Genomic DNA, 22951 nt, shown 5'->3' with positions numbered 1-22951 from the left:
TCTGGCGTACCGCGCGGCGCACATCAAATCCCGGCTCCGCCACGTGGGAGGACGGGGCTAGGGAGAGGGGGTAAGCGCGGCCGACGCCTGCGGCACCCTCCTCCCCTAGCCCCTCCTCCCAGTGGAGGAGGGAATCAGTCGGATGCCACTAGTTCGTGGGCAGCATTCGTTCTTCCTTGGCCGGCAGGAACCGGCTCGTGAACACCGCGTCCACGCTCGGCTCGTCTTCGATGCCGAACGACAGCGCCACCTGGTCGATCGCCCGGGCCATGCGCTCGCGGTTTATCCCGCCCATGCCGTTCCGCGCGACCTCCGGCGTCAGCACGTTGTTGTCGATCGCCATCATCAGGCGGTCCTTCTCCAGGGCCGCGTCGATCAGCGGATCGCGCTGCTTGACCGCGGCGATGCCGGCGTCCGGGTTCTTGATCACCGCGGCCCAGCCGCGCACGACCGCGCGCAGGAAGCCGGTCAGCTTGTCGGGATGGTTCCGCATCATCTCCGGCGAGGCGATCAGGCCGTTGCCGTAGAGATCGAGGCCCGCGTCGCTGTACTGCCAGATCTTCAGATCGTCCCGGCCGACGCCCAGCGCGCGCAGGTTGAGCAGGCTGGTGAAGTAGAAGCCGGAGATCGCGTCGACATCGCCGCGCACCAGCATGGGCTCGCGCAGCGGCGGGTCCATCGACTGCCAGCTGACCTTGGAGCGGTCGATCCCCATCTCCCGCGCGAACGCCGGGAACAGCTTGCGCGGGGCGTCGAACACCGGCGCGCCGAGGGTCTTGCCCTCCAGATCCTGCGCGGTCTCGATGTCGCTGGAGTCCAACGTGAAGATGGCGAACGGCGGCGCGTTGTAGACGATGAACATCGCCGTCATCGCCTTGTCCGGGTTCTGGGCGTTGAACTCGACCATCGAGTTCAGGTCGGCCATGGCGATGTCGTACGCGCCCGAGGCCACGCGGGTTACCGCGCCCGCGCTGCCGTTGCCGGAGTCGATCGTGACGTCCAGGCCTTCCTGTTCGAAATAGCCGCGCTGGTTGGCCAGCAGGAACGGCGCGGCCGGCCCCTCGAATTTCCAGTCCAGCGTGAACTTGACCGACAACTGATCCTGCGCATGGACGGGCGTACCGCCCGTGGCGATCCCGCCCAGCGCGACGGCGATCCCAAGCGCCAGCGCCCGGACGGTCTGTGTCAAACGAAACGGCATCCCTCGACGCCTCCCTCTCGTGATCGTGCCCTGGCGGCGCGCCCGGCTGCTTTGCGGTTGCGCGCGACCTTCCCTGCGTCCAGCCGGCTGTTATCTTCGCGTGTGTGCCGGATGGGTCGTTGTAGCCCGGTTCGCCGTCGGCGCGAAAGGCCGCGCCTTTGCCAAAGGGGCCAGAGCGCCGACGGAACGCGAGGGTAGCCGCGGCTTTCGCGGATTGTCGACAATTTTTCGGACACATTGTGGACGATATCGCCCGCTGATACCCTTTTCCGGTGTGCTTTTCCTGGAACCCCGCGGGGCGCTGGCGTGTGATGACGGAGTTGCAGTTCACCCTGAACGGATCGCCGCGGCGCGTGGCCGACCAGCCAGCCCACCGGATGACGCTGGACTGGCTACGGGCTCAGGGGCTGCGCGCGACCAAGGAAGGCTGCGCGGAAGGCGACTGCGGCGCCTGCACGGTCCTGCTCGACCGCGGCCAGACCCGGGCGGACGGCACGCCGGACTGGCGTGCGGTGTGCGCCTGCATCCTGCCGCTGGCTCAGCTCGACGGCTGCCGCGTGGTAACGACGGAGGGCTTGAGCGACGGCCAGGGCCAGCCCCACCCAGCGCAGACGGCGATGGCCGAGCAGTTCGCCACGCAGTGCGGCTACTGCTCGCCCGGGTTCGTGATGTCGCTGGCGGCGATCGCGACGCGCCCGGAGCGCGACGACGACAGTTTGATGGACGCGCTCGCCGGCAACCTGTGTCGCTGCACCGGCTACCGCCCGATCCTCGACGCCGCACGCAGCCTGCCGGTGACCCAGCCGCGCCCGAACGACCCGGCCCTCGACGCCGGGCAGCAGGACCGGCGCACCACACGGCTGGATTACACCGCCCCGGACGGCGGCCGGTTCGTCGCCCCCACCACGCTGGACGAGCTGGCCGCGTTGCGCGCGGCGCTGCCGGACGCCTGGCTGTGGGCCGGCGGCACCGACCTCGGCCTCAAGGTCACCAAGGACGGCGCGCACCCGCCGACGATCCTCTCACTCGACCGGTTGGACGCGCTGCACGAGGTGCGCAGCACCGATGACGGCGGGCTCGTCGTCGGCGCGGCCGCGCCCTACGCCGACATGCTGGACCGCCTCGCCGCGCTAGCGCCCGATCTCGCCAGCTATTTCCGTCGGCTGGGCGGCGCGCAGATCCGTAACATCGGCACGGTCGGCGGCAATCTGGGCACGGCCTCGCCGATTGGCGACAGCCTGCCGGCCCTGATCGCGCTCGACGCCGGGGTGGAACTGATCGGGCCGCGGGGCCGGCGCCGGGTCGCGGCAGCGGACTTCGTCACCGGCTATCGCCAGACGGTGATGGCGGCCGACGACCTGATCGCCGCGATCCGGGTGCCCCCGCCCACGCCCGGCAGCCGGTTCGCCGGCTACAAGATCGCCAAGCGGGTGGACCAGGACATCTCCGGCGTCTCGGGCTGCTTCCGGATCGCGGTTGCGGACGACGGCACGGTCGCGGAGCTGCGCGCGGCCTTCGGCGGGGTGGCGCCGCGGCCGCTGCGCGCTACCGGCACCGAGGCGTTCCTGACCGGCAAGCCCTGGACGCGGGAGACCGCGCGCGCGGCCAGATCGGCCGTCCTGGAGGACATCTCGCCGATCTCCGACGCGCGCGGCACGGCGGACTACCGCAAGGCGGTCGCGGCCAACCTGGTCGAACGCCTTTGGCACGACACCGCCGGTCAGGGCGTCACCCGGCTGGAGGCGCTATGACCCGCCGCGGCCCCGTCTTCGCCCCGGACGACAACGCTGCCGCGCCGGCGCGGGCCCGCCCGACCGCCCGCCATAAAGGCGGGGTCAGCGAGACCGCGCCGCACGACAGCGCGCTCCGCCACGTCGACGGCGGGGCGAAATACATCGACGACATGAGCGAACCGGCCGGCTGCCTGCATCTGGCGCTGGTCACCAGCGAGTGGGCGCACGCCCGAATAACCGGGATCGACACCGCGAAGGCATTGGCCCTCGACGGCGTCGCGACCGTGATCGCCGCGGGCGACATCCCGGGCGAGAACGACATGGCGCCGGTCATGCCGGGCGAACCGCTGCTGCCGCCGGAGGTCGCGGAATACGTCGGTCATCCGGTCGCGGCGGTGGCGGCCGCGGATTTCGAGACCGCAAGGCAGGCGGCCAAGCTGGTCGAGGTCCACGGCGAACCCCTGCAGCCTGTGCTCGACCTGGACGACGCGATTGCGCGCGAGCATTACCTGCTGGCGCCGATCGTCTTCCAGCGCGGCGACCCGGGACCGGCGTTGTCCGAGGCGCCGCGGCGCCTGCAGGGCGGCACCCGGGTCGGCTGCCAGGACCACTTCTACCTGGAAACGCAGGTCGCCCTCGCCGTGCCGCAGGAGGACGACGAGATGGTCGTCTACTCCGGCACCCAGCACCCGACGGAGGTGCAGCACATCGTGGCGCACCTGCTGGCGGTGCCGCACGCCGCCGTGCAGGTGGAGGTGCGCCGGATGGGCGGCGCGTTCGGCGGCAAGGAGAGCCAGGCCAGCCTGGTCGCTGGGCTGGCCGCGGTCGCAGCGGCCAAGACCGGGCGGCCGGTCAAGCTGCGCCTCGACCGCGACAGCGACATGCTGGTCACCGGCAAGCGCCACGCCTTCAAGCTCGACTGGGACGTCGGTTTCGACGACGACGGACGGATCCTGGCCGTCGACATGCAACTCGCCGGACAGTGCGGCTGGTCGGTCGACCTGTCGCCCGGGGTGCTGTCGCGCGCGCTCTCCCACGCCGACAACGCCTACTACTACCCGCACGTCCGCCTGACCGGGCTGTTCTGCAAGACCAACACCCAGTCCAATACCGCCTTCCGCGGCTTCGGCGGACCGCAGGGCATGCTCGCGGCGGAGGCGATGCTGGACGCGATCGCACGCAGCCTGGGCAAGGACCCGCTCGAGGTCCGACGGCTGAACCTCTACGCAGCGCCCGACCGCCTGCTCACGCCCTACCACCAGACGGTCGAGCACTTCCGCATTCCGGAGATGATCGACCAGCTGGTCGCCAGCAGCGACTACGCCCGCCGGCGCGCCGAGATCGACCGCTTCAACGCCGGGAACGACGTGATCAAACGCGGCCTTGCGCTGGCGCCGGTCAAGTTCGGCATCTCCTTCAACAAGCCGGAAATGAACCAGGCGGGCGCGCTGGTGAACGTCTACACCGACGGCTCGGTCGCGCTGAACCACGGCGGCACGGAGATGGGCCAGGGCGTGTTCGTCAAGGTCGCCCAGGTGGTGGCGGAGGTGTTCGGCATCGACCTCACGGCGGTGCGGGCGACAGCGACCACGACGGCGAAGGTGCCCAACACCTCCCCGACCGCCGCGTCCTCCGGCTCCGATCTGAACGGCATGGCGGCCAAGCAGGCGGCCGAGACGATCCGCGAACGGATGCGCGCGGTCGCCGCCGAACAGCTGGAGGCGGACGCGCGCGCGGTCACGTTCGCCGGCAACCAGGCGGTCGCCGGGAACAAGACGATCGGCTTCGGCGAACTGGCGCAGGCCTGCCATCAGGCGCGCGTGTCGCTGTCGTCGACCGGCTACTACCGCACGCCGAAGATCCACTTCGACCGGGAGACCAACCGCGGCCGGCCGTTCTATTACTACGCCCACGGCGTGGCGGTGTCGGAGGTGGCGATCGACACCCTGACCGGGGAGTGGAAGCCGCTGCGCACCGACATCCTGCACGACGTCGGCAGCTCGCTGAACCCGGGCGTCGACCGCGGGCAGATCGAGGGCGGCTTCATCCAGGGCCTGGGCTGGCTGACCATGGAGGAGTGCGTCTGGGATGCCGAGGGCCGGTTGCTGACCCACGCGCCCAGCACCTACAAGATTCCCACCGCCCGCGACGTCCCGCGGGACCTGCGCATCGAGCTGCTGCAGAACGCCCCCAACGAGGAGGCGACCGCGTTCCGCTCCAAGGCGGTGGGCGAACCGCCGTTGATGCTGGCGAACTCGGTCTGGCTGGCGCTGCGCGATGCGGTTCACGCCTGTGGGCCCGGTGGGCGCGCCGCCGCGCTGGACGCGCCGGCGACGCCGGAAAAAATCCTGCGCGCGGTGGAGGCGATGCGGCCATGACCGCCGGCATCGGCGACGAAACCGGCCGCGCCGGGGCCGGCGACTGGCGCGCGGCCATGACCGCCGGCATCGGCGACGAAACCGGCCGCGCCGGGGCCGGCGACTGGCGCGCGGCCCTGGCCCGGCTGGACGCGGCAGCAGTGCCGCACGTGCTGGTCACCGTGCTGGAAACCCACGGCTCAACCCCGCGGGAGGCCGGGGCCAAGATGGTGGTGGCCGAGGACACTCAGGCCGGCAGCATCGGCGGCGGCCAGCTGGAGTACGCGGCGAGCGAGACCGCCCGGCGCCTGCTGGCCGAGGGCGCCGCGACGCCCACCACGGAAAAGCTGATGCTGGGCGCCGACCGGGAACAGTGCTGCGGCGGGGCGGTCACGCTTTTGTACGAGCCGATGGCCCAGGCAATCGGCACCCTGGCCCTGTTCGGCGCCGGGCACGTCGGCCGTGCGCTGGTGCGCACGCTGGACGGCAGCGGCGTGCGCGTGCTCTGGATCGACGAGCGCGACGATGCGCTGACGCCGCCGCTGCCCGGCCGCGCGACACCGGTGCACACGTACGCGCCCGCGGCCTACGTTGCCGAGCTGCCCGCCGGCGCGCAGAGCCTGGTGATGACCCACAGCCACGCCCGCGATTACAAAGTGCTGGCCGCGTTGCTGGCGCGTCCGGAGCTGCCGGCGCCCGGCCTGATCGGCTCCAAGACCAAATGGGCCCGGTTCCGCAAGCAGCTGCTGGCCGACGGCCTGCCGGAGCCGCGCGTCGCGGCGGTCACCTGCCCGATCGGCCTGCCCGGCATCCCCGGCAAGCGCCCGCAAGAGATCGCGGTCGCCGCTGCGGCGGACCTGCTGCGGCGGTTCCACGCTGCGGGCGACAGCGCCCCAGCCGAAGACAGCGTCGCCGAGGACGGCGCAGCGCGCCCCGAGGCCCACCGGACCGGAGAAGCCGCCAAGTGAGCGACCGCCTGACCCTGGCCGACCTGAACGCCCGCGACGCCGCCGGCTTCGTCGACGCGCTGAGCGGCCTCTTCGAGCACAGCCCCTGGATTCCCGAGCGCGTCGCAGGCCAGCGCCCGTTCGACAGCCTGACCGCCCTGCACGCGGCGATGACGGCGGCGGTCGAGGCCGCCGGCGAGGAAGGCCAGCTCGCCCTGCTGCGCAACCACCCCGACTTGGCCGGCCGGGCAGCGGTGGCGGGCGAGCTGACGGAAGCATCGTCCGGCGAGCAGGCCTCGGCCGGGCTGGACAGCCTGAGCGAAGACGAGATGGCGCGCTTCCAGGAGCTCAACGGCCGTTACCGGGAGCGCTTCGGCTTTCCGTTCATCAAGGCGGTGCGCGGAGCGGACAAGGCCCGTATCCTGGCGGCCTTCGAGGGGCGCGTGGACACCCCCTGGCACCGGGAGCTGGCGACCGCGCTGCACGAGGTCGGCAAGATCGCCTGGCTGCGCCTGCTGAGCACCGTGGAGCCCGCGCCCACCGGCAAGCTGACCACCCACGTCCTGGACACCGCCGGCGGCTGCCCGGCGGCACGCCTGCCGCTCGCGCTCTGGTATCTAGACGCGGACGACGGTGCGACGCGCGTGGGCGACTTCGTCACCAACGACGACGGCCGGCTGGCCGGCCCGGCCCTGCAGGGCGCGGACGTCCGCCCCGGCCTGTACCAGTGGGTGTTCGAGGCCGGCGTCTACTTCGCCCGCGCCGGCCACACCACGACCGCGACGCCGTTCCTGGACCGGATCCCGCTCAGCTTCGGGATTTCCAACCCGGAAGCGCACTACCACGTGCCGCTGCTGCTCTCGCCCTGGTCGATCTCGATCTACCGGGGCAGCTGAGCCACCTCACGCCTGCCTAAAACGGCCGAACCTGGACCGCTCATGGAACTCGCCATCCTGGACTGGCTGAACCTGATCGCGCGCTGGGCGCACGTGATCGTCGGGATCGCATGGATCGGCTCGTCCTTCTACTTCGTCTGGAAGGACAACAGCCTGACGCCGACCGCCGACGATCCCCAGCAGAAGCGCCTGCAGGGCGAGATCTGGATGGTCCACGGCGGCGGCTTCTACCACGCCCAGAAGTACAAGGTTGCGCCCAGCCACCTGCCTGACGAACTCCACTGGTTCAAATGGGAGAGCTACAGCACCTGGCTGACCGGCATGGCGCTGTTGGCGATCGTCTACTACTTGGCCGGGCCCAGCGTCCTGCTGCCGGTCGGCAGCACGCTCAGCTATCCGGTCGGTATCGCCGTGGGGCTGGGTCTGCTGGCGGGCGGCTGGCTGGTCTACGACGGCCTGTGCCGCAGCCCGATCGCCCGCGACGACCGGCTGCTGGGTCTGGCGGTCGTCGCCCTGATCGTGGCGATCACCTATGCCGCGCTGTGGCTGCTGAGCGACCGGGCCGCCTTCCTGCACGTCGGCGCGGCGATGGCGACCATCATGACCGCCAACGTGTTCTTCACGATCATCCCCAACCAGAAGAAGATCGTGGCGGCGATGCGCGCGGGCGAAACGCCCGACCCGAAGCTCGGCCTCACCGGCAAGCAGCGCAGCGTGCACAACACCTACCTCACGCTGCCGGTCGTCTTCCTGATGCTCTCCAACCATTACCCGATGGTCTACGGCCACCCCTACGCCGGGGTGCTGCTGCTGGCGATCTGCGCGCTGGGAGCGCTGGTGCGCCACGCTTTAGTGCTGCGCCACACCGGCCGGATGCCGGCGTGGCTGCTGCCCGCCGGCGGGGCGGCGATGGCGGCGCTGATCGTCGGCGCGGCCGGGGTCAAGACGCTCGCGCCCGGCGACGCGCCCGCGGCCGCCGAGGCGAACCGGGAAGCCAGCCACCTGCGGCCGGTCGCGATGGCGATCGTGCAGCAGCGCTGCACCGCCTGCCACGCACGGGAGCCGAGCTACCAGGGCTTCGACGCGCCGCCCAAGGGGATCGTTCTGGAAACGCCCGCCCAGGTGCGCCGCTGGTCGGCGTCGGTGCTGCAGCAGTCGGTCGACAGCCACGCCATGCCGATCGGCAACGTCACCCAGATGCAGCCGGAGGAACGCGCCCTGCTCGCCCGTTGGCTGCGCGGCGGCGAGGAAAGGTAGGTGCGGGGCAGGTCGGGGGCGCGCCGCAACCTGGTAAAACCGCTCTCCTCCATTGGAAGGAGGATCGTGCCCCATAGCGTGGTGTAAGAGCCGCGGTGTCGATGCGTTCCCTGGCGTGGTTCCGTCGGGGTTCAGCTGGCGACGGCGGCCAGCAGAGGCACGTTATCGTCGCTGACCTCGCTGATGGTGGCCAGCGTCATGTAGCGGCAGCGCTGGACCGCCCATTCGTCGTTCTGTTCCATCAGGATCGCCCCGACCAGGCGAGTGATCGCCGCCTCGTTGGGAAAGATCCCGACGACGTCGGTGCGCCGCTTGATCTCCGCTTTGGTGCGCTCGATCGAGTTGGTCGAGCTGAGCTTGGTCCAGTGGTTCCGCGGGAACGTCATGTAGGCGAGGACGTCCTCCTCGGCCTCGTCCATGATCGCCGCGAGCTTGGGCAGCTTGGGACGCATCTCGTCGGCGACCTGGCGCCACTGCACCTTGGCCGAGGCGGCATCGGGCTGGGCGAACGCGGTGCCGATGGACACGCAGTCGGCGCCAGAGGCGCCTATGCGGCCACCAGGCGCCGGCCCTGTTTGCCGGCGTGGGCCAGGATGTTGCGGGCGAAATGCACACGGCAGCGCTGCCAGGTGGCGCTCAGGACCTTGGTCACGGCCGCCTTTAGACCCTCGTGCGCGTCCGAGACCACCAGCTTGACGCCCTTCAGGCCGCGCCGGCGCAGCTTGCGCAGGAACTCGACCCAGAAGGTCTCCGCTTCGGAAACACCGATGTCCATGCCCAGCACCTCCCGCCGGCCGTCGGTGTTCACGCCGATGGCGAGCACGACGGCGACCGAGACGACCCGGCCCTGCTGGCGCACTTTGACGTAGGTCGCGTCCAGCCAGAGATACGGCCAGTCGCCCTCCAGCGGCCGGTTCATGAACGAGGTGACGCGCTCGTCGATCTCCTCGCACAGCCGCGAGACCTGGCTCTTGGAGACACCGCTCATCCCCATCGCCTTGACCAGCTCGTCGACCGAGCGGGTGGAGATGCCCTGGATGTAGGCCTCCTGGATGACGGCCGTGAGCGCCTTCTCGCTCATCCGCCGCGGCTCCAGGAACCCCGGGAAGTAGCTGCCCTGGCGCAGTTTCGGGATACGCAGCTCGACCGTGCCGGCGCGGGTTTCCCAGCTCCGGTCGCGGTAGCCGTTACGCTGGGTCAGGCGGTCGGGTGTGCGTTCGCCATGGGCGGCGCCGGTCTTGGCCCCGACCTCCAGCTCCATCAGGCGCTGCGCGGCAAAGCCGATCATCTCGCGCAGCACGTCGGCATCGGGCTGCTTGGCCAGCAGGGTCTGCAGGGTCATCATATCGTCGGTCATCGTGGATCTCCGGGTGTTGGTTTGCGTTCGGCGACGAAACCTTGCCGGGGAAACGCGATGACCACCGCTATGGATAAGTCGGCCGCCGCCGCCGGACTCGTGGCGGTCGCTGCGGCGGCCGACTTACCCACAGCTCCTACACCACCTGGCGGGACACGACCGGAAGGAGCGGAAACCCGCCGGCGCGCCGTGCGTTCTGGCCGATTGATCGCAGGTTCCGTGGAAGCTGCCCACCCTACGAATGCTGTAAGACGACCTACCCCGCCTGCCCGAACACGCTTTCCAGGCTGACCCGGCTGCTGCCCTGGGCGCTCAGGTCCAGTTGGCCGCGGATCTCGTCCAGATGGGCGGCCATGCTGCCGGCCGCACCGTCGGCGTCGCCGGCCGCGACGCGGTCCAGCAACTGCTGGTGGTCGTGATTGGAGCAGTCGCCCTGCCCCGGGCGTTCGTAGAGCGCGATCACCAGCGAGGAGCGCGCGACCAGCCCGCGCAGCAGGTCGAGCAGGACCTGGTTGCCGCCGGCTTCCGCCAACAGCAGATGGAAGCGCCCGGACAGCCGGATCCCAGCCTGCCGGTCGCCGCGCCGGCGGGTCTCCGCTTCGTCGCCGACGTGGGCCTGCAGCTGGCGCAGCTGGGCCGGGGTGGCGTTGCGCGCGGCGGCGCGCACGGTGCCGTCCTCGATCAGCTTGCGCGCGTCGAACACCTCGCGGGACTCGTCGACGCCGGGGGTGGAGACGCGTGCTCCGCGGTTACGCTCCAGCGTGACCAGATGATCGTGCGCCAGCCGGCCCAGGACGGTGCGGATGCGCGCCCGGCTGACCCCGAAGATCGCGGCCAGGTTCTGCTCCACCAGCTTGGTGCCGGGCGGTAGCCGCCGGTCGAAGATCGCCCCCGACAGCTGGTCGTAGATCGACGCGGCGACCGCGTCCCCGCCGCCGGGCGCGGCCGCGACGTGCCCGGCCGTGCTATACCCGGCTGCAGCCCCGTCCAGTCCTTCCGGCATGCCCCTGCCAGATCCGCTGAATTGTGAACAATCCTGTCGCCAATTTCCGTGTAGCACGCCCGGCACGCGCATTCCAGGTAGGTAGGGCCGTGCCGCGGTGTCGCGGGGCGCACCCGACGGGAGCCTGGGTCGGCGGCTCCCGACCGGCTCAGCCGACCACGCGCGGGTCGGCCCGGTACATCATCCGCCCGCCAGTCCAAGTGGCGGCCACGCGCGGCAGCGGCCCCGGCTCGACCGCCACCAGATCGGCGCGCTGCCCGACCGCGACCGTGCCGCGATCGTCGAGACCGGCGGCCCGCGCCGGCCCAGCGGACACCAGATCCCAGGCGGCCGGGAAGTCGCACGCGCCGGCGTCGGCGAGCCGGAACGCCGCGATCAGCGGGGCCGGATAGTAATAATCCGTGGTAAGCACGTTGCACAGGCCGGCGCGCACCGCGTTTTCGGCTGTCATGCGCGCATCGTGGCTGCCACCGCGCACCACGTTGGGGCTGCCCAGGATCACGGGATCGCCGTGCGCGGCCGCCGCCTCGGCCGTTTCGGCATTGACCGGAAACTCGCACAGCCGGGCGCCCAGGTCGCGGTAGTGCCCGCGCACGTCGGGGCTGTCGTCGTCGTGGCTGGCGATCGGCACACCGGCCGAACGCGCGGCCGCGCAGACCCGCGCCACGCCGTTCGGCACCTCCGCGCCGCGTTTGGCGACCTGCTGGACCAGCTCCTTGTACCGGGTGATCGAAAGGCCGGTGCGTTCGGCGTACTGGGCCAGCTTGTCCACCCGCTCCAGCCGGTCGGTGATCATGTCCAGATGCTCGTTGAGCGAAATCAGGTCGATGCGGCCGGCATGCAGCCAATCCGCGACCTCCGCCACCGCATCGACGTTATGCAGTTCGAAGCGCAGATGAACGCGCGGCTGGCACGCGAGTTCCGGACCCAGCCGGTCGAGCGCGGCCATCAGCTCGACCACCGTCTCGCGCCCGCGCAATCCAGGCTCCCAGCTGTAGGTCAGGCTGTGGTACGCGGTCGTGATGCCGTTGGCGATCAGCTGCCGGTCGATCTCCGCCAGCGCGAGGTCCATCGGGAAGCGTACGCCCGAGCGGGGCATCAACACCTGTTCGAACGCATCGCCGTGCAGGTCGATGATGCCGGGCAGCAACAGACGGCCGGCGAGGTCGATCCGCCGGGTCGCCGGACGCCCCTCCGACGCACTCACCGCCGCGATGCGGCCCGCGGCGAGGGTTACGCAGGCGTCCTGCAACGACCCATCGGGCAACAGCGTACGCCCGCCCAACAGGGTGACATCCGGCGTATCGGAGGGTGCGGCGGTATTCGTCGCTGCTTGAATGTCCTCAGTTGCGATGCTTCGGTCCTGCGGTGACATCAATCACGTCCCTTTTTACGTGTATCGTTTTTTCGACGATCGAGTTATATTCGCCTAACCCCCACTCGTCATATTACAATTTTGTTTACACACTGTTCTTGCTATCTCTTTATTAGACAATTTCGTCATTGGTCCATTCATGGAGACTTAACATCACTGACACCGTTCCTTGGTCTTGCCGTCATACCCGATGGCGCATCGTCCCGATTGCGCGACGAGCGCTCGCGCCCTTGGAGATGGGGCGATCGCCCTGCGCGGGTCCGTCAGCCCACGGACCGCGCGGTAATAGCCAAGCAACGGGAGGATACATCGATGCGTTGGATCACCTATCTGTCGGCCGCGGCCGTCGCACTGGGGCTGGCCGCACCGGCCGCGGTTCCGGCCGAGGCCGCCGACGACACGATCACCATGACGGTCACCGACGTCTCCGGCCTGGAGCAACTACGTCGGGACTGGGACGCATTTTCGAGTCTGTTGAAGGAGGAGACCGGCTACGAGGTCGAGTTCGCGCCGGTTACCAGCCGGACCGCCTCGGTCGAGCTGTTGAAGAGCGAGAGGGTCGACTTCGTACTGACCGGCCCGGCCGAGTTCGTGGTCATGAACAAGCTGACCGACGCCCAGCCGGTGCTGGGCTTCAGCCGGCCGGACTACTTCTCCGCCATCATCACAATGGCCGACAGCGGGATTACCTCGGTCAGCGACCTCGCGGGTAAGAAGGTCGCGGTCGGCGACATCGGCTCGACCTCCTCGCACCTGGGCCCGGCGCAGCTGCTGATGGACTACGGCATCGACCCGATGGAGGACGTCGAACTGGTCCACACCACCCAGAAGATCGCCCTGGAAAGCCTCCGCCGCGGCGACATCGCGGCCTGGGGCACCAACTACATGGACGACTACCTGCGGCTGCGCGAGAAGTCGGACCTAGCGCCCGGCGCGTTCCGCGTCATCGCGCGCGGCCCCGACCTGCCGAACGACGTGCTGCTCGCCGGCACCCACGTCGACGACGCGATGGTCAAAGCGGTCCGCGAAGCGATCGTGGGCAACTCCGACCAGTTCGTCCAGGCGGTCGTGCAGAAGGGCGGTGAAGAGAACAAGAAATACGCCGGTATGAAGTTCGTCGCCAACATCGACGCGGACGACTACGACTACGTCCGCGAGGCCTACCGCACGATCGACCGGCCGAAGTTCGCCGAGTTCGTAGGCAACTAATGTCGGTCCAACCGGCCGAGACGGCGGTCGTCCCCGGTGCGCGGGCACCGGGGACGGCCGCCTCGCCGGGTGCACCGCACCGCTCGGAGCAACTGACGGTACGCGGCTTGCGCAAGCGCTACGGCGCGAAAGAGGCGGACGTCCTGCAGGACGTCGCGTTCGTCTTGCGCGAAGGCGAGAGCCTGGCGGTGATCGGCGCAAACGGCAGCGGCAAGTCGACCATGCTGCGCTGCTGCCTGCGCCTCATCGAACCGGACACGGGCGAAATCGAGATGCTCGGCCAAGACGTGATGAGCGCGCGCGAGCGGTCGCTGCGCCGGCTGCGCGCGCACGTCGGGTTCGTCTTTCAACGGCACAACCTGGTGCCGCGTTTGTCGGTGCTGTCGAACGTGCTGCACGGCGCCCAGGCGCGTGCGGCAAGCCCGCGCAACTGGTTCCAGGCGACCGCCCCCGGCCGGCTGCGTGCGGAGGCGCTCGCGTGCCTGGAGCGGGTCGGCCTCACCGAGCTGGCCGGCCGGCGATCCGACCGGCTGTCCGGCGGGCAATCGCAGCGCGTCGCGATCGCGCGTACCCTGATGCAGCGCCCACGCCTGGTGTTCGCCGACGAGCCGGCGGCTTCGCTCGACCCGACGGCCGGCGAAGAGGTGATGGAGCTGTTCGCCCAGTTGATGCGCGACGAAGGCGTGGGCGTGCTGTTCACCTGCCACGATCTCGACCACGCGCGGCGTTACGGCGACCGCGTCCTGGCGCTCCGACAGGGCCGGGTGATGTTCGACCGCGCCGTCGGCGAGGTCGACTTCGACGGCCTGCGCCAACTCTACGGCCCCGTCCCGGCCGCCGAACGGTCGCCGCGGGAGGTGCTGTATGGCTGATCCGACCCGCCAGCCCGACCGTCGACGGGAGCTGCCCGACCGCCTGCCGCGCCCGGACGCCCTGTCCTTCACCCTCTACGTCGCGGTCGCGGCGTTCGTGATCTGGTGTTTCCAGGCCGCGGAGATGTCGGTATCCACCTTCATCGAAGGCGTCCCATCGATGGGCCGACTGGTCAGCGAGATGTTTCCGCCGGCCTTCGGGCGCATGGACTCGATCGGCGCCACGATGCTTGAGACCTTCCAAATGGCGGTCGTCGGTACCGTCCTCGGCGTGGCTCTGTCGATCCCGTTCGCGGTGATGGCCGCGCGCAACCAGACGCCCAACCGCGCGGTCTATTACCTGGCGCGCGGGGTGATCACCTTCGTGCGCACCGTCCCGGACCTGATCTGGGCGATCTTCTTCGTGATCACCGTGGGGCTGGGTCCGTTCGCGGGCGTGCTCGCGCTCACCGTCGACACGCTCGGCTTCTGTGCGCGTTTTTTCGCGGAATCAATGGAGGAAGCGGATCCCGGCCCGCAGGAGGCGCTGACCGCACTCGGCGCCCGGCGCAGCGGTATCGTCCTGGGCGCGGTTCTGCCGGCGGCAATGCCGTCGATGGTGGCCACCTCGCTGTTCGCCCTGGAGAAGGCAACCCGCTCGTCGGTCGTGCTCGGCCTGGTCGGCGCGGGCGGCATCGGGATCGAGCTCAAGGCCGCGATGGACATGTTCGACTATAACGAGGCGGCCACGATCATCCTGTCGATCTTCGCGCTCGTCGTGCTGGTCGAACGCACCAGCGCCGCCCTGCGCGCCCGCCTGATCTGAAGGCGGTTCGATCGGGTTACGGTCGCCGCGCTTGCGCAATCCACGTTGCGCGCGGGCCTGGACGGAAAAAGGCCTCCGCCGGGTGCCGGTGCCAGCCTGCCCGACCGCGCCTCGGCGGGTACTCGGTCAGGCGACCCGGCGGCCGGCGCGCCAGACGGTGCCGATCACAGGGGCGTCGGCCTGGTCGCGGACGCGCAAGAGATCGGCGCGTTGACCGGGCGCGATCTCGCCGCGGTCGGTCAGGCCGACCATGCGCGCGGGGTTGCGGGTGACCAGCGCGAACAGGTCGGAGAGGTCCCGGCCGGTCTTTCGATGCAGCCCGAACACCGCGTGCAACAGGCTGACCGGGACGTAGTCGCTGGACAGGCAGTCCAGCACGCCCGCGCCGACCAGCTCCTCCGCCGCGACGTTGCCGGAGTGGGAGCCGCCGCGCACCACGTTGGGCGCACCCGCGACCGTGGCGATCCCGGCCCGGTGCGCGGCCGTGGCGGCGGCCCGCGTGGTCGGAAACTCGGACACACTCACACCCAGCGCCGCCGCCTCGGCGACGTGCTCTTCGGTGGTGTCGTCGTGGCTGGCAAGCGGGATGTAGTGGTCGACGCACAGCTTGGCGAGCGCCTCGCGGTTGCGCACGCCATGGCGCGCCGCGCGCGCCTGCAAATCACAGGCGAGCGCGTCCAGCTGCGCTTCGGTATAGCCGTACTTGCCGCGGTAGTAGGTCTTCCAGACCTCGACGTCCTGGAACTGCCGCTGGCCCGGCGAATGGTCCATCAGCGAGACCAGCCGGAGGCTCGGGTTCCAGGTGAACGGCTCGACCGCCTCGGCAAGGTCGGGCACCGCCAGCTCGGCGCGGATGTGCAGCAGGTGCTCCGCGCGCAGCATGTTGCGCCGGCCGGCCTCGGCGATCGCGTCGACCAGCTGCGCCGACTGGCCCGCCTCGCCGCCGACGTCGTCGTCGCCCAGCCGCAGCGCGTCCAGGATCGTGGTGATCCCGGCGCCGGCGATCTGCGCGTCGTGCGCCATGATCGCCGGCGGGAACGGCCACTGCACCTTGGGCCGCGGCTGGATGTGATGCTCCAGGTTGTCGGAGTGCAGCTCGACCAGACCCGGGGTCAGCAGGTCGCCCTCCAGGTCGACCGCGCCGGGCACGCGGGTGTCGCCCTCGCCCACCTCGGCGATCGTGCCCTCGCGCACCACGACGTGGCCGTGCCAGACCCCGCCGGGGCCGACCACCCGGGCGTTGGTCAGGATCAGCTCGTCGGTGTCGCCCCGGGCCAGCGGGCCGGAGAGGGTGCTGCGGGTTGCGGGCGCCTTGGGAACGGTCATGCGGCCTCCGCCTTGCCGGGCAGGTCGAGAATTCGGGTCGCGACCGCCGCGCGCACAGCGGAATCGTGAAAGATGCCGACGATCGCGGCACCGCGGTCGCGCGCGGCGTTGACCAGCTCGACCACGACGTCGCGGTTGGCGGCGTCGAGCGAGGCGGTCGGCTCGTCCAGCAGCAGGATCGGGAAGTCGCGCGCGAACGCGCGGGCGACGTTGACCCGCTGCTGCTCGCCGCCGGAGAAGGTCGCCGGCGGCAGATGCCAGAGGTTTTCCGGGATGTTCAGCCGGGCCAGCGCCGTCCGTGCCCGCTCGAGGGCCTGGTCCCCGGGCGTGCCGGCGTCGATCGCGGGCTGGGCGACCACCTGTTCGGCCGGAACGCGCGGGATCGCACGCAGGAACTGGCTGACGTAGCCGAGATGGGTGCGCCGCAGTTCCAGGATCCGGCGGGCGGGCGCGCTGGCGACGTCGACCCAGCCGTCCGCGCCGCGCACCTGGATCGTGCCGCTTTGGGCCAGATAGTTGCCGTAGAGGCAGCGCAGCAGGGAGGACTTGCCAGCCCCCGAGGGCCCGCGCAGCACTACGCACTCCCCGCCGGCGACCTGCAAGTCGGTCGCGTCCAGCACGGCCAGCCGAACGCCGCCCTGGTGGTGCAGCGTGAACGTCTTGCTGAGGCCGCGCACGTCGATCATCAGGCGGCCCGGGTCGGCGGTGCGCGGCATGGTCTCTTCGCTGGCGGCGGCGGGGGTGTCTGCGTCCATTGTACTACACCGGCAGGATCGAGGAGACGAGAAGCTGCGAATAGGCGGCCTGCGGGTCGTCCAGCACCTGATCGGTCAGGCCGGTTTCGACCACCCGACCCGCCTGCATCACCATCAGCCGGTGCGCCAGCAGCCGGGCCACGCCCAGATCGTGGGTGACCAGCACGACCGCCAGGCCGAGTTCGCCGACCAGCCCGCGCAACAGGTCGAGCAGCCGCGCCTGGACCGAGACGTCCAGGCCGCCGGTCGGCTCGTCCATGAACACCAGCCGCGGCTCCGACACCAGGTTGCGGGCGATCTGCAGACGCTGTTGCATGCCGCCCGACAGCTGCGCCGGCGGGTCGTCCAGGCGCGCCGGATCGACCTCGACCCGGGCCAGCCAGTCGTGCGCGCTCTGCCGGATGGTGCCGTAGTGCCGGTGGCCGAGCGCCATCAGCCGCTCGCCCACGTTGGCGCCGGCCGAGACGCCCATGCGCAGGCCGTCGCGCGGGTTCTGCTGCACCAGGCCCAAATCGGTGCGGTGCAGACGCCGGCGCCGGCCCTCCGGCAGGGCGTGCAGGTCGACCAAGCCGCCCCAACGGTCGCGGTACAGCACGGCGCCGGTATCCGGGGCTTCCTGGCCCGCGACCGCGCGCAGCAGCGTGGTCTTGCCGGAGCCGCTTTCGCCCACGATTCCCAGGACCTCGCCCGGGAACAGGTCGAACGAGACGTCGTCGACCGCCTGCACCCGGCCGAACCGCTTGCTCAGGTGGCGCACCGACAGGATCGGGTGATCGGCGCCGCGGGCCGCGTGCGCGCTCATCGGGCTGCTCCCGTATCGCCGGCCTGGCGCCGCCGATCGCAGTAGTCGCTGTCGGAGCAGACGTAGCGCCGGCCGCCCGCATCGTCGGTCACAATCTCGTCCAGGTAGCTGTCGGTGGCGCCGCACAGGGCGCAGGCGGTGTCCCAGTGCTCGACATCGAAGGGGTAGTCGTCGAAGTCGAGGCTGCGCACGTCCGTATACGGCGGCACCGCGTAGATCCGCTTCTCACGCCCGGCGCCGAACAGCTGTAGCGCCGGGTTGCGGTGCAGCTTCGGGTTGTCGAACTTGGGGATCGGGCTGGGTGCCATGATGTAGCCGCCGGAGACCTGGACCGGGTAGTTGTAGGTCTTGGCGATCCGGCCGTGCTGGGCAATGTCCTCGTAGAGCGACACCTGCATCAGGCCGTATTCGCCCAAGGCATGCAGCATACGGGTCTCGCGCTCGCGCGGCTCCAGCCAGCGCAGCGGCTCCGGGATCGGCACCTGGTAGACCAGGATCTGCTGGTCGGTCAGCGGCGTCTCCGGGATCCGGTGGCGGGTCTGGATGACGCTCGCCTCCTCGGTACGGGTGGTGGTCGCGACCCCGGCGGTGCGGGCGAAGAAGGCGCGGATGTTGACTGCGTTGGTGGTGTCGTCCGCGCCCTGGTCGATCACTTTCAGCGTGTCACAGGCGCCCAGGATGCTTGCGGTCACCTGGATACCGCCGGTGCCCCAGCCGTAGGGCAGCGGCATCTCCCGGCTGGCGAACGGCACCTGGTAGCCCGGGATCGCCACCGCCTTCAGCAGCGACCGGCGGATCATCCGCTTGGTCTGCTCGTCCAGGTAGGCGAAGTTGTAGCCCTCGACCGTCTGGGCGGCCGCGAGGCTGTCGGCGTGCGCGCTCATTCCGCGGCCTCCCGCGTGTACCGGCTCTCGTGGAAGCGTCGGCGCAGCTCGCGCAGCATCACCAGCTCCGACTGGAAGTCGACGTAGTGCGGCAGCTTCAGGTGCTGGACGAAGCCCGACGCCTCGACGTTGTCGCTGTGCGCGAGCACGAACTCCTGGTCCTGCGCCGGCGCGACCAGCTGCTCGCCCAGTTCCCGGGAGCGCAGCGCGCGGTCGACCAGCGCCATCGACATCGCCTTGCGCTCGTTGTGGCCAAAGGTCAGGCCGTAGCCGCGGGTGAACTGCGGCGGCGCGGCCTCGGAGCCCTGGAACTGGTTGATCATCTGGCACTCGGTCAGCGTGACCTCCGCGATCTCGACCTCGAAGCCGAGCTCTTCCGGCACGAAGCCGACCGCGACCTCGCCCAGCCGGATCTCGCCGGCGAAGGGGTGCGCGTTGCCGTAACCGCGCTGCGTCGAATAGGCGAGTGCCAGCAGGTAGCCCTCGTCGCCGCGCGCCAGCATCTGCAGCCAGGTGTCGCGGCCGGCCGGATAGGTCACCGGCGCGCGGGTGACGTCGGCCGGCGTTTCGGTCGCATCGTCCGCTGGCGACGGCTCGATCAGGCCGTCGCGGTCCAGGTGCTGCAGCACACCCGGCATCGTCGGCGCGACCGGGTCTTCGGCGTCCTCCGGCGCGGCCGGCGCCTCACCGTCGGCCAGCAGCTGGAAGTCCAGCAGCCGCTGGGTGTAGTCGAAGCTGGGCCCGAGCACCTGCCCGCCCGGCAGATCCTTGTAGGTCGCCGAGATCCGCCGGCGCACCGCCATCGCCTGGGTGTCGACCGCGCGGGCGTAGCCAAAGCGCGGCAGCGTCGTGCGGTAGGCGCGCAGCAGGAACACCGCCTCCTGCACGTCGCCGCACGCCTGCTTGAGGGCGAGCGCGGCCAGCTCGCGGTCGTACAGCGCGCCCTCCGCCATCACCCGGTCGACAGCCAGGCCCAGCTGCTCGCGGATCTGCGCGACGCCGAGGTCGGCCGCCTGGGGATCGCCGCGCCGGGTCTGAGCCAGCAGCTGCAGGGAATTGGCGATCGCCTCGGCCCCGCCTTTGACGGCCACGTACATCGCCTTTAGCCCTCCACCGGATCGGAGATGCGGGTGGTGCGCGGCAGCGCGGCCAGCGTGTGCCCCTGGGTCAGGATCAGATCGACGCCGCAGGGAAACAGCGCCGCATTGTCGCGCCAGCGCGCCGGAAAGTCGCCGGGCAGGCCGCCCACCGCCAGGCTGGCGGTCGATGCGATCCCCGGGCCCTGTAGGCGCCACGCGCCGCGCCCGTCGGCGGCCAGACTGGGCACCTCCACCACGAGGGTGGCGCTTCGGTCCGGGTAGCGGTCGCACCCCTGCGCGCAGGCGTCGAGCGCCGGCATGCCCGCGGCATCCGCCAGCACGAACGCCGCCTCCCGGGCGTCGTCGCGGATCGGCGCGTTGCAGTGGAATTTCAGGTAGCCTTGGACCGCTTCGCTCCCGAGCGCGGGCGCCAGCCACAGCGGCGCGTCGGCGTCCGCCAGGGTCAGGCAGACTGCCGCCATCGCGGGCGACAGGCCGGGCGGCGGGTCGAGATCGCGGCCGCAGTCCTGGAGCGTGCCGGGCCGGGCCATCGCCTGCAGGATTCGCCGGAACGCTTGCTGCGCGCCGTGCACGGGTTCGGCGAAGCCGGGCTTGAGGCGGCCGCCGGCGGCAGCTTGCGACGCGGATGTCATGGCGCCTCAGTCCTCCCCGCGGGTGACGGTGGTGAAATTGACCTTGGTCGCGCCGGCCTTGCGCGCGGCGGCCGTGCGCCGGGCGGTTGCCGCGGCCAGCAGCGGCCGGATCACGGTGCGCTCCAGCCGCGCCGCCCAGGACGCCTCCTGCAGGAGCGCGTCCAGCACCGCCGCGCGTTCGGCGTGGGTGTTGTCGCGCCCCATGACGTAGGCATGCCCGGTCAGGCCCTGCTCCGCACCGTCGGTGATCCGCACGGTGCAGCGGGTCACCGTCACCTCGCCGAGGTTGAAGCGCTGGCCGTCGCCGCCGATCCGCCCGCGGGTCATCACCATGCCGGCCTCCGGCGCCCGCAGACGCTGCCAGCCCGGCAGCTCGGACAGCCCCGCCCAGTGCTCCGCCAGCTCGCCCGGGTCGGCCTTGGCCAATGCACCCATCCAGCGCTGCCGCCGGGCGACGGCATCCGACACGGACGCACCGCCGGGCTCGGTATCGGCTGACGCCGCGGGGGTATCGGGGATGCCGGGGTTCGCGCTCACGGGCTCGACAACTCGCAGATTTGTCTAGATGTCTATATGAGTGAGTGGTAGCCTGCGTCGGGCGGCCGCCGGTGTAAAGGCCGGCGGTGTGAAGCTTTCGTGAAGCCGCGCACTGGCAAGCTCGCGGAAGGTTTCGCCCGTTGCCACACGAATTCCGCCCTGAGGAGGCAAGGTGACCGACATCGAACGCCGCGGCGGGCTTGCGATCTGGCGTCAGATCGCCCGCGACCTGGAGGGGCAGGTCGCCGACGGCACGCTGCCGCCGGGCGGCCAGCTGCCCACCGAGGCGGCGCTCGCCCAGCGCTACGGCGTCAACCGCCACACCGTCCGGCGGGCGGTGGCGGACCTCGAGGACCGGGCGATCGTCACGGTCGCCCAGGGGCGCGGCACGTTCGTCTGTACCGACCTGATCGACTATCGCCTGTCGCGGCGGACCCGGTTTTCAGAGAACATCCGGCGTAACAAGCAAACACCCGGCGGCAAGCTGCTGGCCGCCGCCACGGTGAGCGCGGACCGGGCGGTCGCGGAGCGGCTGGCGATCCCGGTCGGGGCGAGCGTGCAGCGGCTGGACTCCCTGCGCACCGCCGACAACGTGCCGATCAACCTGTCGCACCAGCACTTCCCGGGCGACCGCTTCCCGGGCCTGGCCGAAGCGGTCGAGCGCCACGGCGCGATCACGCCGGCGTTGGCGGAGTTCGGCGTGGGCGACTACACCCGCCGCGAAACCCGCCTGTCCGCCCGCCCCGCCAGCCGCCGGGAAGCCCGGTTGCTGCAGCTTGCCGAGGGCGCGCCGGTGCTGGTGACGGAGAACCTGAACGTCGACCTCGACGGCCGGCCGATCGAATTCAGCCAGACCCTCTACGCCGCCGACCGCGTCCAGCTGACGGTCGAGCCGTAGCGCAAGGCGTGACGGCGCGCGTGTTCCCCCTACTCCTCTGGGAGGCGAGGGCTGGGAAAAGGATGCCCGCCGCATAGGGCGCGCGGCGCCTCCTCCCGCCGGAGGAGGGAATCGGTTGACGTGCGCCAACGCGATCCGACCGAACTCACGGCCCCTCCCCGCGCGCCATCGCCGCCTCGATCGCGTCCAGGGCGGCCGGCAGGTCGGCGATCGTGTCGATCACCCGGTGCGCGCCGGCGGATGCCAGGCGGGCCGTCGCGCTGTCGCGCAGGGCCTGCTGGCGGTCCGGCGGCAGCGCCCGCCAGTCGGCCAGCGACAGGCCGACCTCGTTACCGGAGACGGCGAGCGCGATCGTCCACATGCCGGCGTTCAGCCCCTCCTCGACGTCGCTCAGCGTGTCGCCGACCTTCACGCAGGCCGCCGCCGGCCAGACATCGAGCCGTTCCATCGCCCGCTGCGCCATGAACGGCGCCGGCCGGCCGCGTCTGACCTCGTCGACCGCGACCACGGCGTCGGGTGCGTAGCCGTTTGCGGCCGCGCGCCCGGTGACCCGGTCCATCATCTCGCGCGTGTAGCCGCTGGTGGAGCCGATCGCGATCCCGCGCCGGCGCAATTCGGCGGCCGTTTCCGCCGCGCCCGGGATCAGCTCGTGATGGTCCGCCAGGGCGGCCAGCTGCTGGGGCACGAAATCGGCGAACAGCCGGTCGACGTCGGCCTCCCCGGCCGCCCGGCCGTGCGCGTCTTGCCAGCGCTGACGGATCGGCGGGGTCGCCAGCATCGCCTGGATATGGTCGCGCTTGTGCCGACCCATGAACGCGCGCGCCTCCGCAACCGAGACCGGCACGCCGGCGTCCGCGAAGATCCGCCGGAACACCGCGGCCGGCGCGAGGCAGCCGAAGTCCACGGCTGTCCCGGCCCAGTCGAGCACGACCGCCCGCACCGGCCCGGTATAGCGACGCTGGTAGGCGAACATCGGCAAGTCTCCCCTGACCTGAAGGAATTGCA

Annotated in this window: 20 protein-coding genes and 1 pseudogene; 9 read left to right on the top strand and 12 right to left on the bottom strand. The window is 70.8% G+C overall.

The genetic code is table 11. The features are described 5' to 3' along the window. Window positions 1–148: 148 nt before the first annotated feature. Window positions 149–1189, bottom strand: a complete 1041-nt coding sequence (locus CKO28_RS04555) for an ABC transporter substrate-binding protein (protein WP_242480331.1) — start codon at window positions 1187–1189, stop codon at window positions 149–151. Window positions 1190–1512: 323 nt separating this feature from the next. Between CKO28_RS04555 and xdhA the strand changes: the two genes are divergently transcribed. From xdhA to CKO28_RS04525, 5 genes are read left to right on the top strand one after another with little or no spacing between them, the layout of a single operon-like run. After that, on the top strand, window positions 1513–2952 hold the full coding sequence (gene xdhA / locus CKO28_RS04550; protein WP_200339352.1) for a xanthine dehydrogenase small subunit: 1440 nt from the start codon (window positions 1513–1515) through the stop codon (window positions 2950–2952). Beyond that, window positions 2949–5312, top strand: a complete 2364-nt coding sequence (gene xdhB / locus CKO28_RS04545; protein ID WP_200339351.1) for a xanthine dehydrogenase molybdopterin binding subunit — start codon at window positions 2949–2951, stop codon at window positions 5310–5312. The genes xdhA and xdhB overlap by 4 nt, the downstream gene beginning before the upstream one ends. Continuing rightward, window positions 5309–6259: a xanthine dehydrogenase accessory protein XdhC gene (gene xdhC / locus CKO28_RS04540; protein WP_200339350.1), complete on the top strand. Its 951-nt coding sequence runs from the start codon at window positions 5309–5311 to the stop codon at window positions 6257–6259. Before xdhB ends, xdhC begins: the two co-directional genes overlap by 4 nt. Beyond that, complete coding sequence (uraD, locus tag CKO28_RS28250; protein ID WP_338050050.1) at window positions 6256–7134, top strand: 2-oxo-4-hydroxy-4-carboxy-5-ureidoimidazoline decarboxylase; 879 nt, start codon at window positions 6256–6258, stop codon at window positions 7132–7134. The genes xdhC and uraD overlap by 4 nt, the downstream gene beginning before the upstream one ends. A gap of 42 nt (window positions 7135–7176) precedes the next feature. Further along, complete coding sequence (locus tag CKO28_RS04525; RefSeq protein ID WP_200339349.1) at window positions 7177–8391, top strand: urate hydroxylase PuuD; 1215 nt, start codon at window positions 7177–7179, stop codon at window positions 8389–8391. A gap of 131 nt (window positions 8392–8522) precedes the next feature. Here CKO28_RS04525 and CKO28_RS04520 read toward each other — a convergent pair. The 3 genes and pseudogenes from CKO28_RS04520 to CKO28_RS04510 all read right to left on the bottom strand — a co-directional run bounded on the left by CKO28_RS04520 (window position 8523) and on the right by CKO28_RS04510 (window position 12126). Continuing rightward, a pseudogene (locus CKO28_RS04520) lies at window positions 8523–9748 on the bottom strand (IS256 family transposase). 256 nt (window positions 9749–10004) lie between these two features. Continuing rightward, window positions 10005–10751, bottom strand: coding sequence for a GntR family transcriptional regulator (locus tag CKO28_RS04515; RefSeq protein ID WP_200339348.1), 747 nt, complete (start codon window positions 10749–10751; stop codon window positions 10005–10007). A gap of 148 nt (window positions 10752–10899) precedes the next feature. Further along, a complete protein-coding gene (locus CKO28_RS04510) occupies window positions 10900–12126 on the bottom strand; it encodes an alpha-D-ribose 1-methylphosphonate 5-triphosphate diphosphatase (protein WP_200339347.1) in 1227 nt (408 codons plus the stop codon). A gap of 312 nt (window positions 12127–12438) precedes the next feature. On the opposite strand from CKO28_RS04510, the gene CKO28_RS04505 reads away from it, so the two are divergent. From CKO28_RS04505 to phnE, 3 genes are read left to right on the top strand one after another with little or no spacing between them, the layout of a single operon-like run. Then, window positions 12439–13335, top strand: coding sequence for a PhnD/SsuA/transferrin family substrate-binding protein (locus CKO28_RS04505; RefSeq protein WP_200339346.1), 897 nt, complete (start codon window positions 12439–12441; stop codon window positions 13333–13335). Then, entirely contained in the window at window positions 13335–14207 is an 873-nt protein-coding gene (locus tag CKO28_RS04500) for a phosphonate ABC transporter ATP-binding protein (RefSeq protein WP_200339345.1), read from the top strand. The genes CKO28_RS04505 and CKO28_RS04500 overlap by 1 nt, the downstream gene beginning before the upstream one ends. Continuing rightward, complete coding sequence (phnE, locus tag CKO28_RS04495) at window positions 14200–15012, top strand: phosphonate ABC transporter, permease protein PhnE (protein WP_200339344.1); 813 nt, start codon at window positions 14200–14202, stop codon at window positions 15010–15012. The genes CKO28_RS04500 and phnE overlap by 8 nt, the downstream gene beginning before the upstream one ends. A 126-nt stretch (window positions 15013–15138) precedes the next feature. On the opposite strand, the gene CKO28_RS04490 is transcribed toward phnE, so the two are convergent. The 7 genes from CKO28_RS04490 to phnG are packed head-to-tail and all read right to left on the bottom strand — an operon-like array spanning window position 15139 to window position 21048. Then, the gene (locus CKO28_RS04490; RefSeq protein WP_200339343.1) at window positions 15139–16338 is read right to left on the bottom strand and encodes an alpha-D-ribose 1-methylphosphonate 5-triphosphate diphosphatase; all 1200 of its coding nucleotides are present in this window, start codon (window positions 16336–16338) and stop codon (window positions 15139–15141) included. Beyond that, window positions 16335–17093: a phosphonate C-P lyase system protein PhnL gene (phnL, locus tag CKO28_RS04485; protein WP_338050049.1), complete on the bottom strand. Its 759-nt coding sequence runs from the start codon at window positions 17091–17093 to the stop codon at window positions 16335–16337. The genes CKO28_RS04490 and phnL overlap by 4 nt, the downstream gene beginning before the upstream one ends. 4 nt (window positions 17094–17097) lie before the next feature. Next, window positions 17098–17895, bottom strand: a complete 798-nt coding sequence (gene phnK / locus CKO28_RS04480) for a phosphonate C-P lyase system protein PhnK (RefSeq protein ID WP_200339342.1) — start codon at window positions 17893–17895, stop codon at window positions 17098–17100. Further along, window positions 17892–18779 (bottom strand): alpha-D-ribose 1-methylphosphonate 5-phosphate C-P-lyase PhnJ, encoded by an 888-nt coding sequence (locus CKO28_RS04475; RefSeq protein WP_200339341.1) that lies wholly within the window; start codon window positions 18777–18779, stop codon window positions 17892–17894. Before CKO28_RS04475 ends, phnK begins: the two co-directional genes overlap by 4 nt. Beyond that, entirely contained in the window at window positions 18776–19876 is a 1101-nt protein-coding gene (locus CKO28_RS04470; RefSeq protein ID WP_200339340.1) for a carbon-phosphorus lyase complex subunit, read from the bottom strand. Before CKO28_RS04470 ends, CKO28_RS04475 begins: the two co-directional genes overlap by 4 nt. A 5-nt stretch (window positions 19877–19881) precedes the next feature. After that, window positions 19882–20511, bottom strand: a complete 630-nt coding sequence (phnH, locus tag CKO28_RS04465) for a phosphonate C-P lyase system protein PhnH (RefSeq protein ID WP_200339339.1) — start codon at window positions 20509–20511, stop codon at window positions 19882–19884. A 6-nt stretch (window positions 20512–20517) separates the two neighbouring features. After that, on the bottom strand, window positions 20518–21048 hold the full coding sequence (gene phnG / locus CKO28_RS04460; RefSeq protein ID WP_338050048.1) for a phosphonate C-P lyase system protein PhnG: 531 nt from the start codon (window positions 21046–21048) through the stop codon (window positions 20518–20520). A gap of 172 nt (window positions 21049–21220) precedes the next feature. Here phnG and phnF point away from each other — a divergent pair, with 172 nt between their 5' ends. Continuing rightward, window positions 21221–21946 carry a phosphonate metabolism transcriptional regulator PhnF gene (phnF, locus tag CKO28_RS04455; RefSeq protein ID WP_200339338.1) on the top strand — a complete coding sequence of 242 codons (726 nt, stop codon included), beginning with the start codon at window positions 21221–21223 and terminating at the stop codon, window positions 21944–21946. A gap of 145 nt (window positions 21947–22091) precedes the next feature. Here the strand turns inward: phnF and phnX are convergent, their stop codons facing one another. Continuing rightward, window positions 22092–22919, bottom strand: coding sequence for a phosphonoacetaldehyde hydrolase (gene phnX / locus CKO28_RS04450; protein WP_200339337.1), 828 nt, complete (start codon window positions 22917–22919; stop codon window positions 22092–22094). Window positions 22920–22951 lie beyond the last annotated feature (32 nt).

The sequence above is a fragment of the Rhodovibrio sodomensis genome (genome assembly GCF_016583645.1).
GTDB classification, from domain to species: Bacteria; Pseudomonadota; Alphaproteobacteria; order Kiloniellales; family Rhodovibrionaceae; genus Rhodovibrio; species Rhodovibrio sodomensis.
This window is presented reverse-complemented; position numbering and strand designations above follow the sequence as displayed.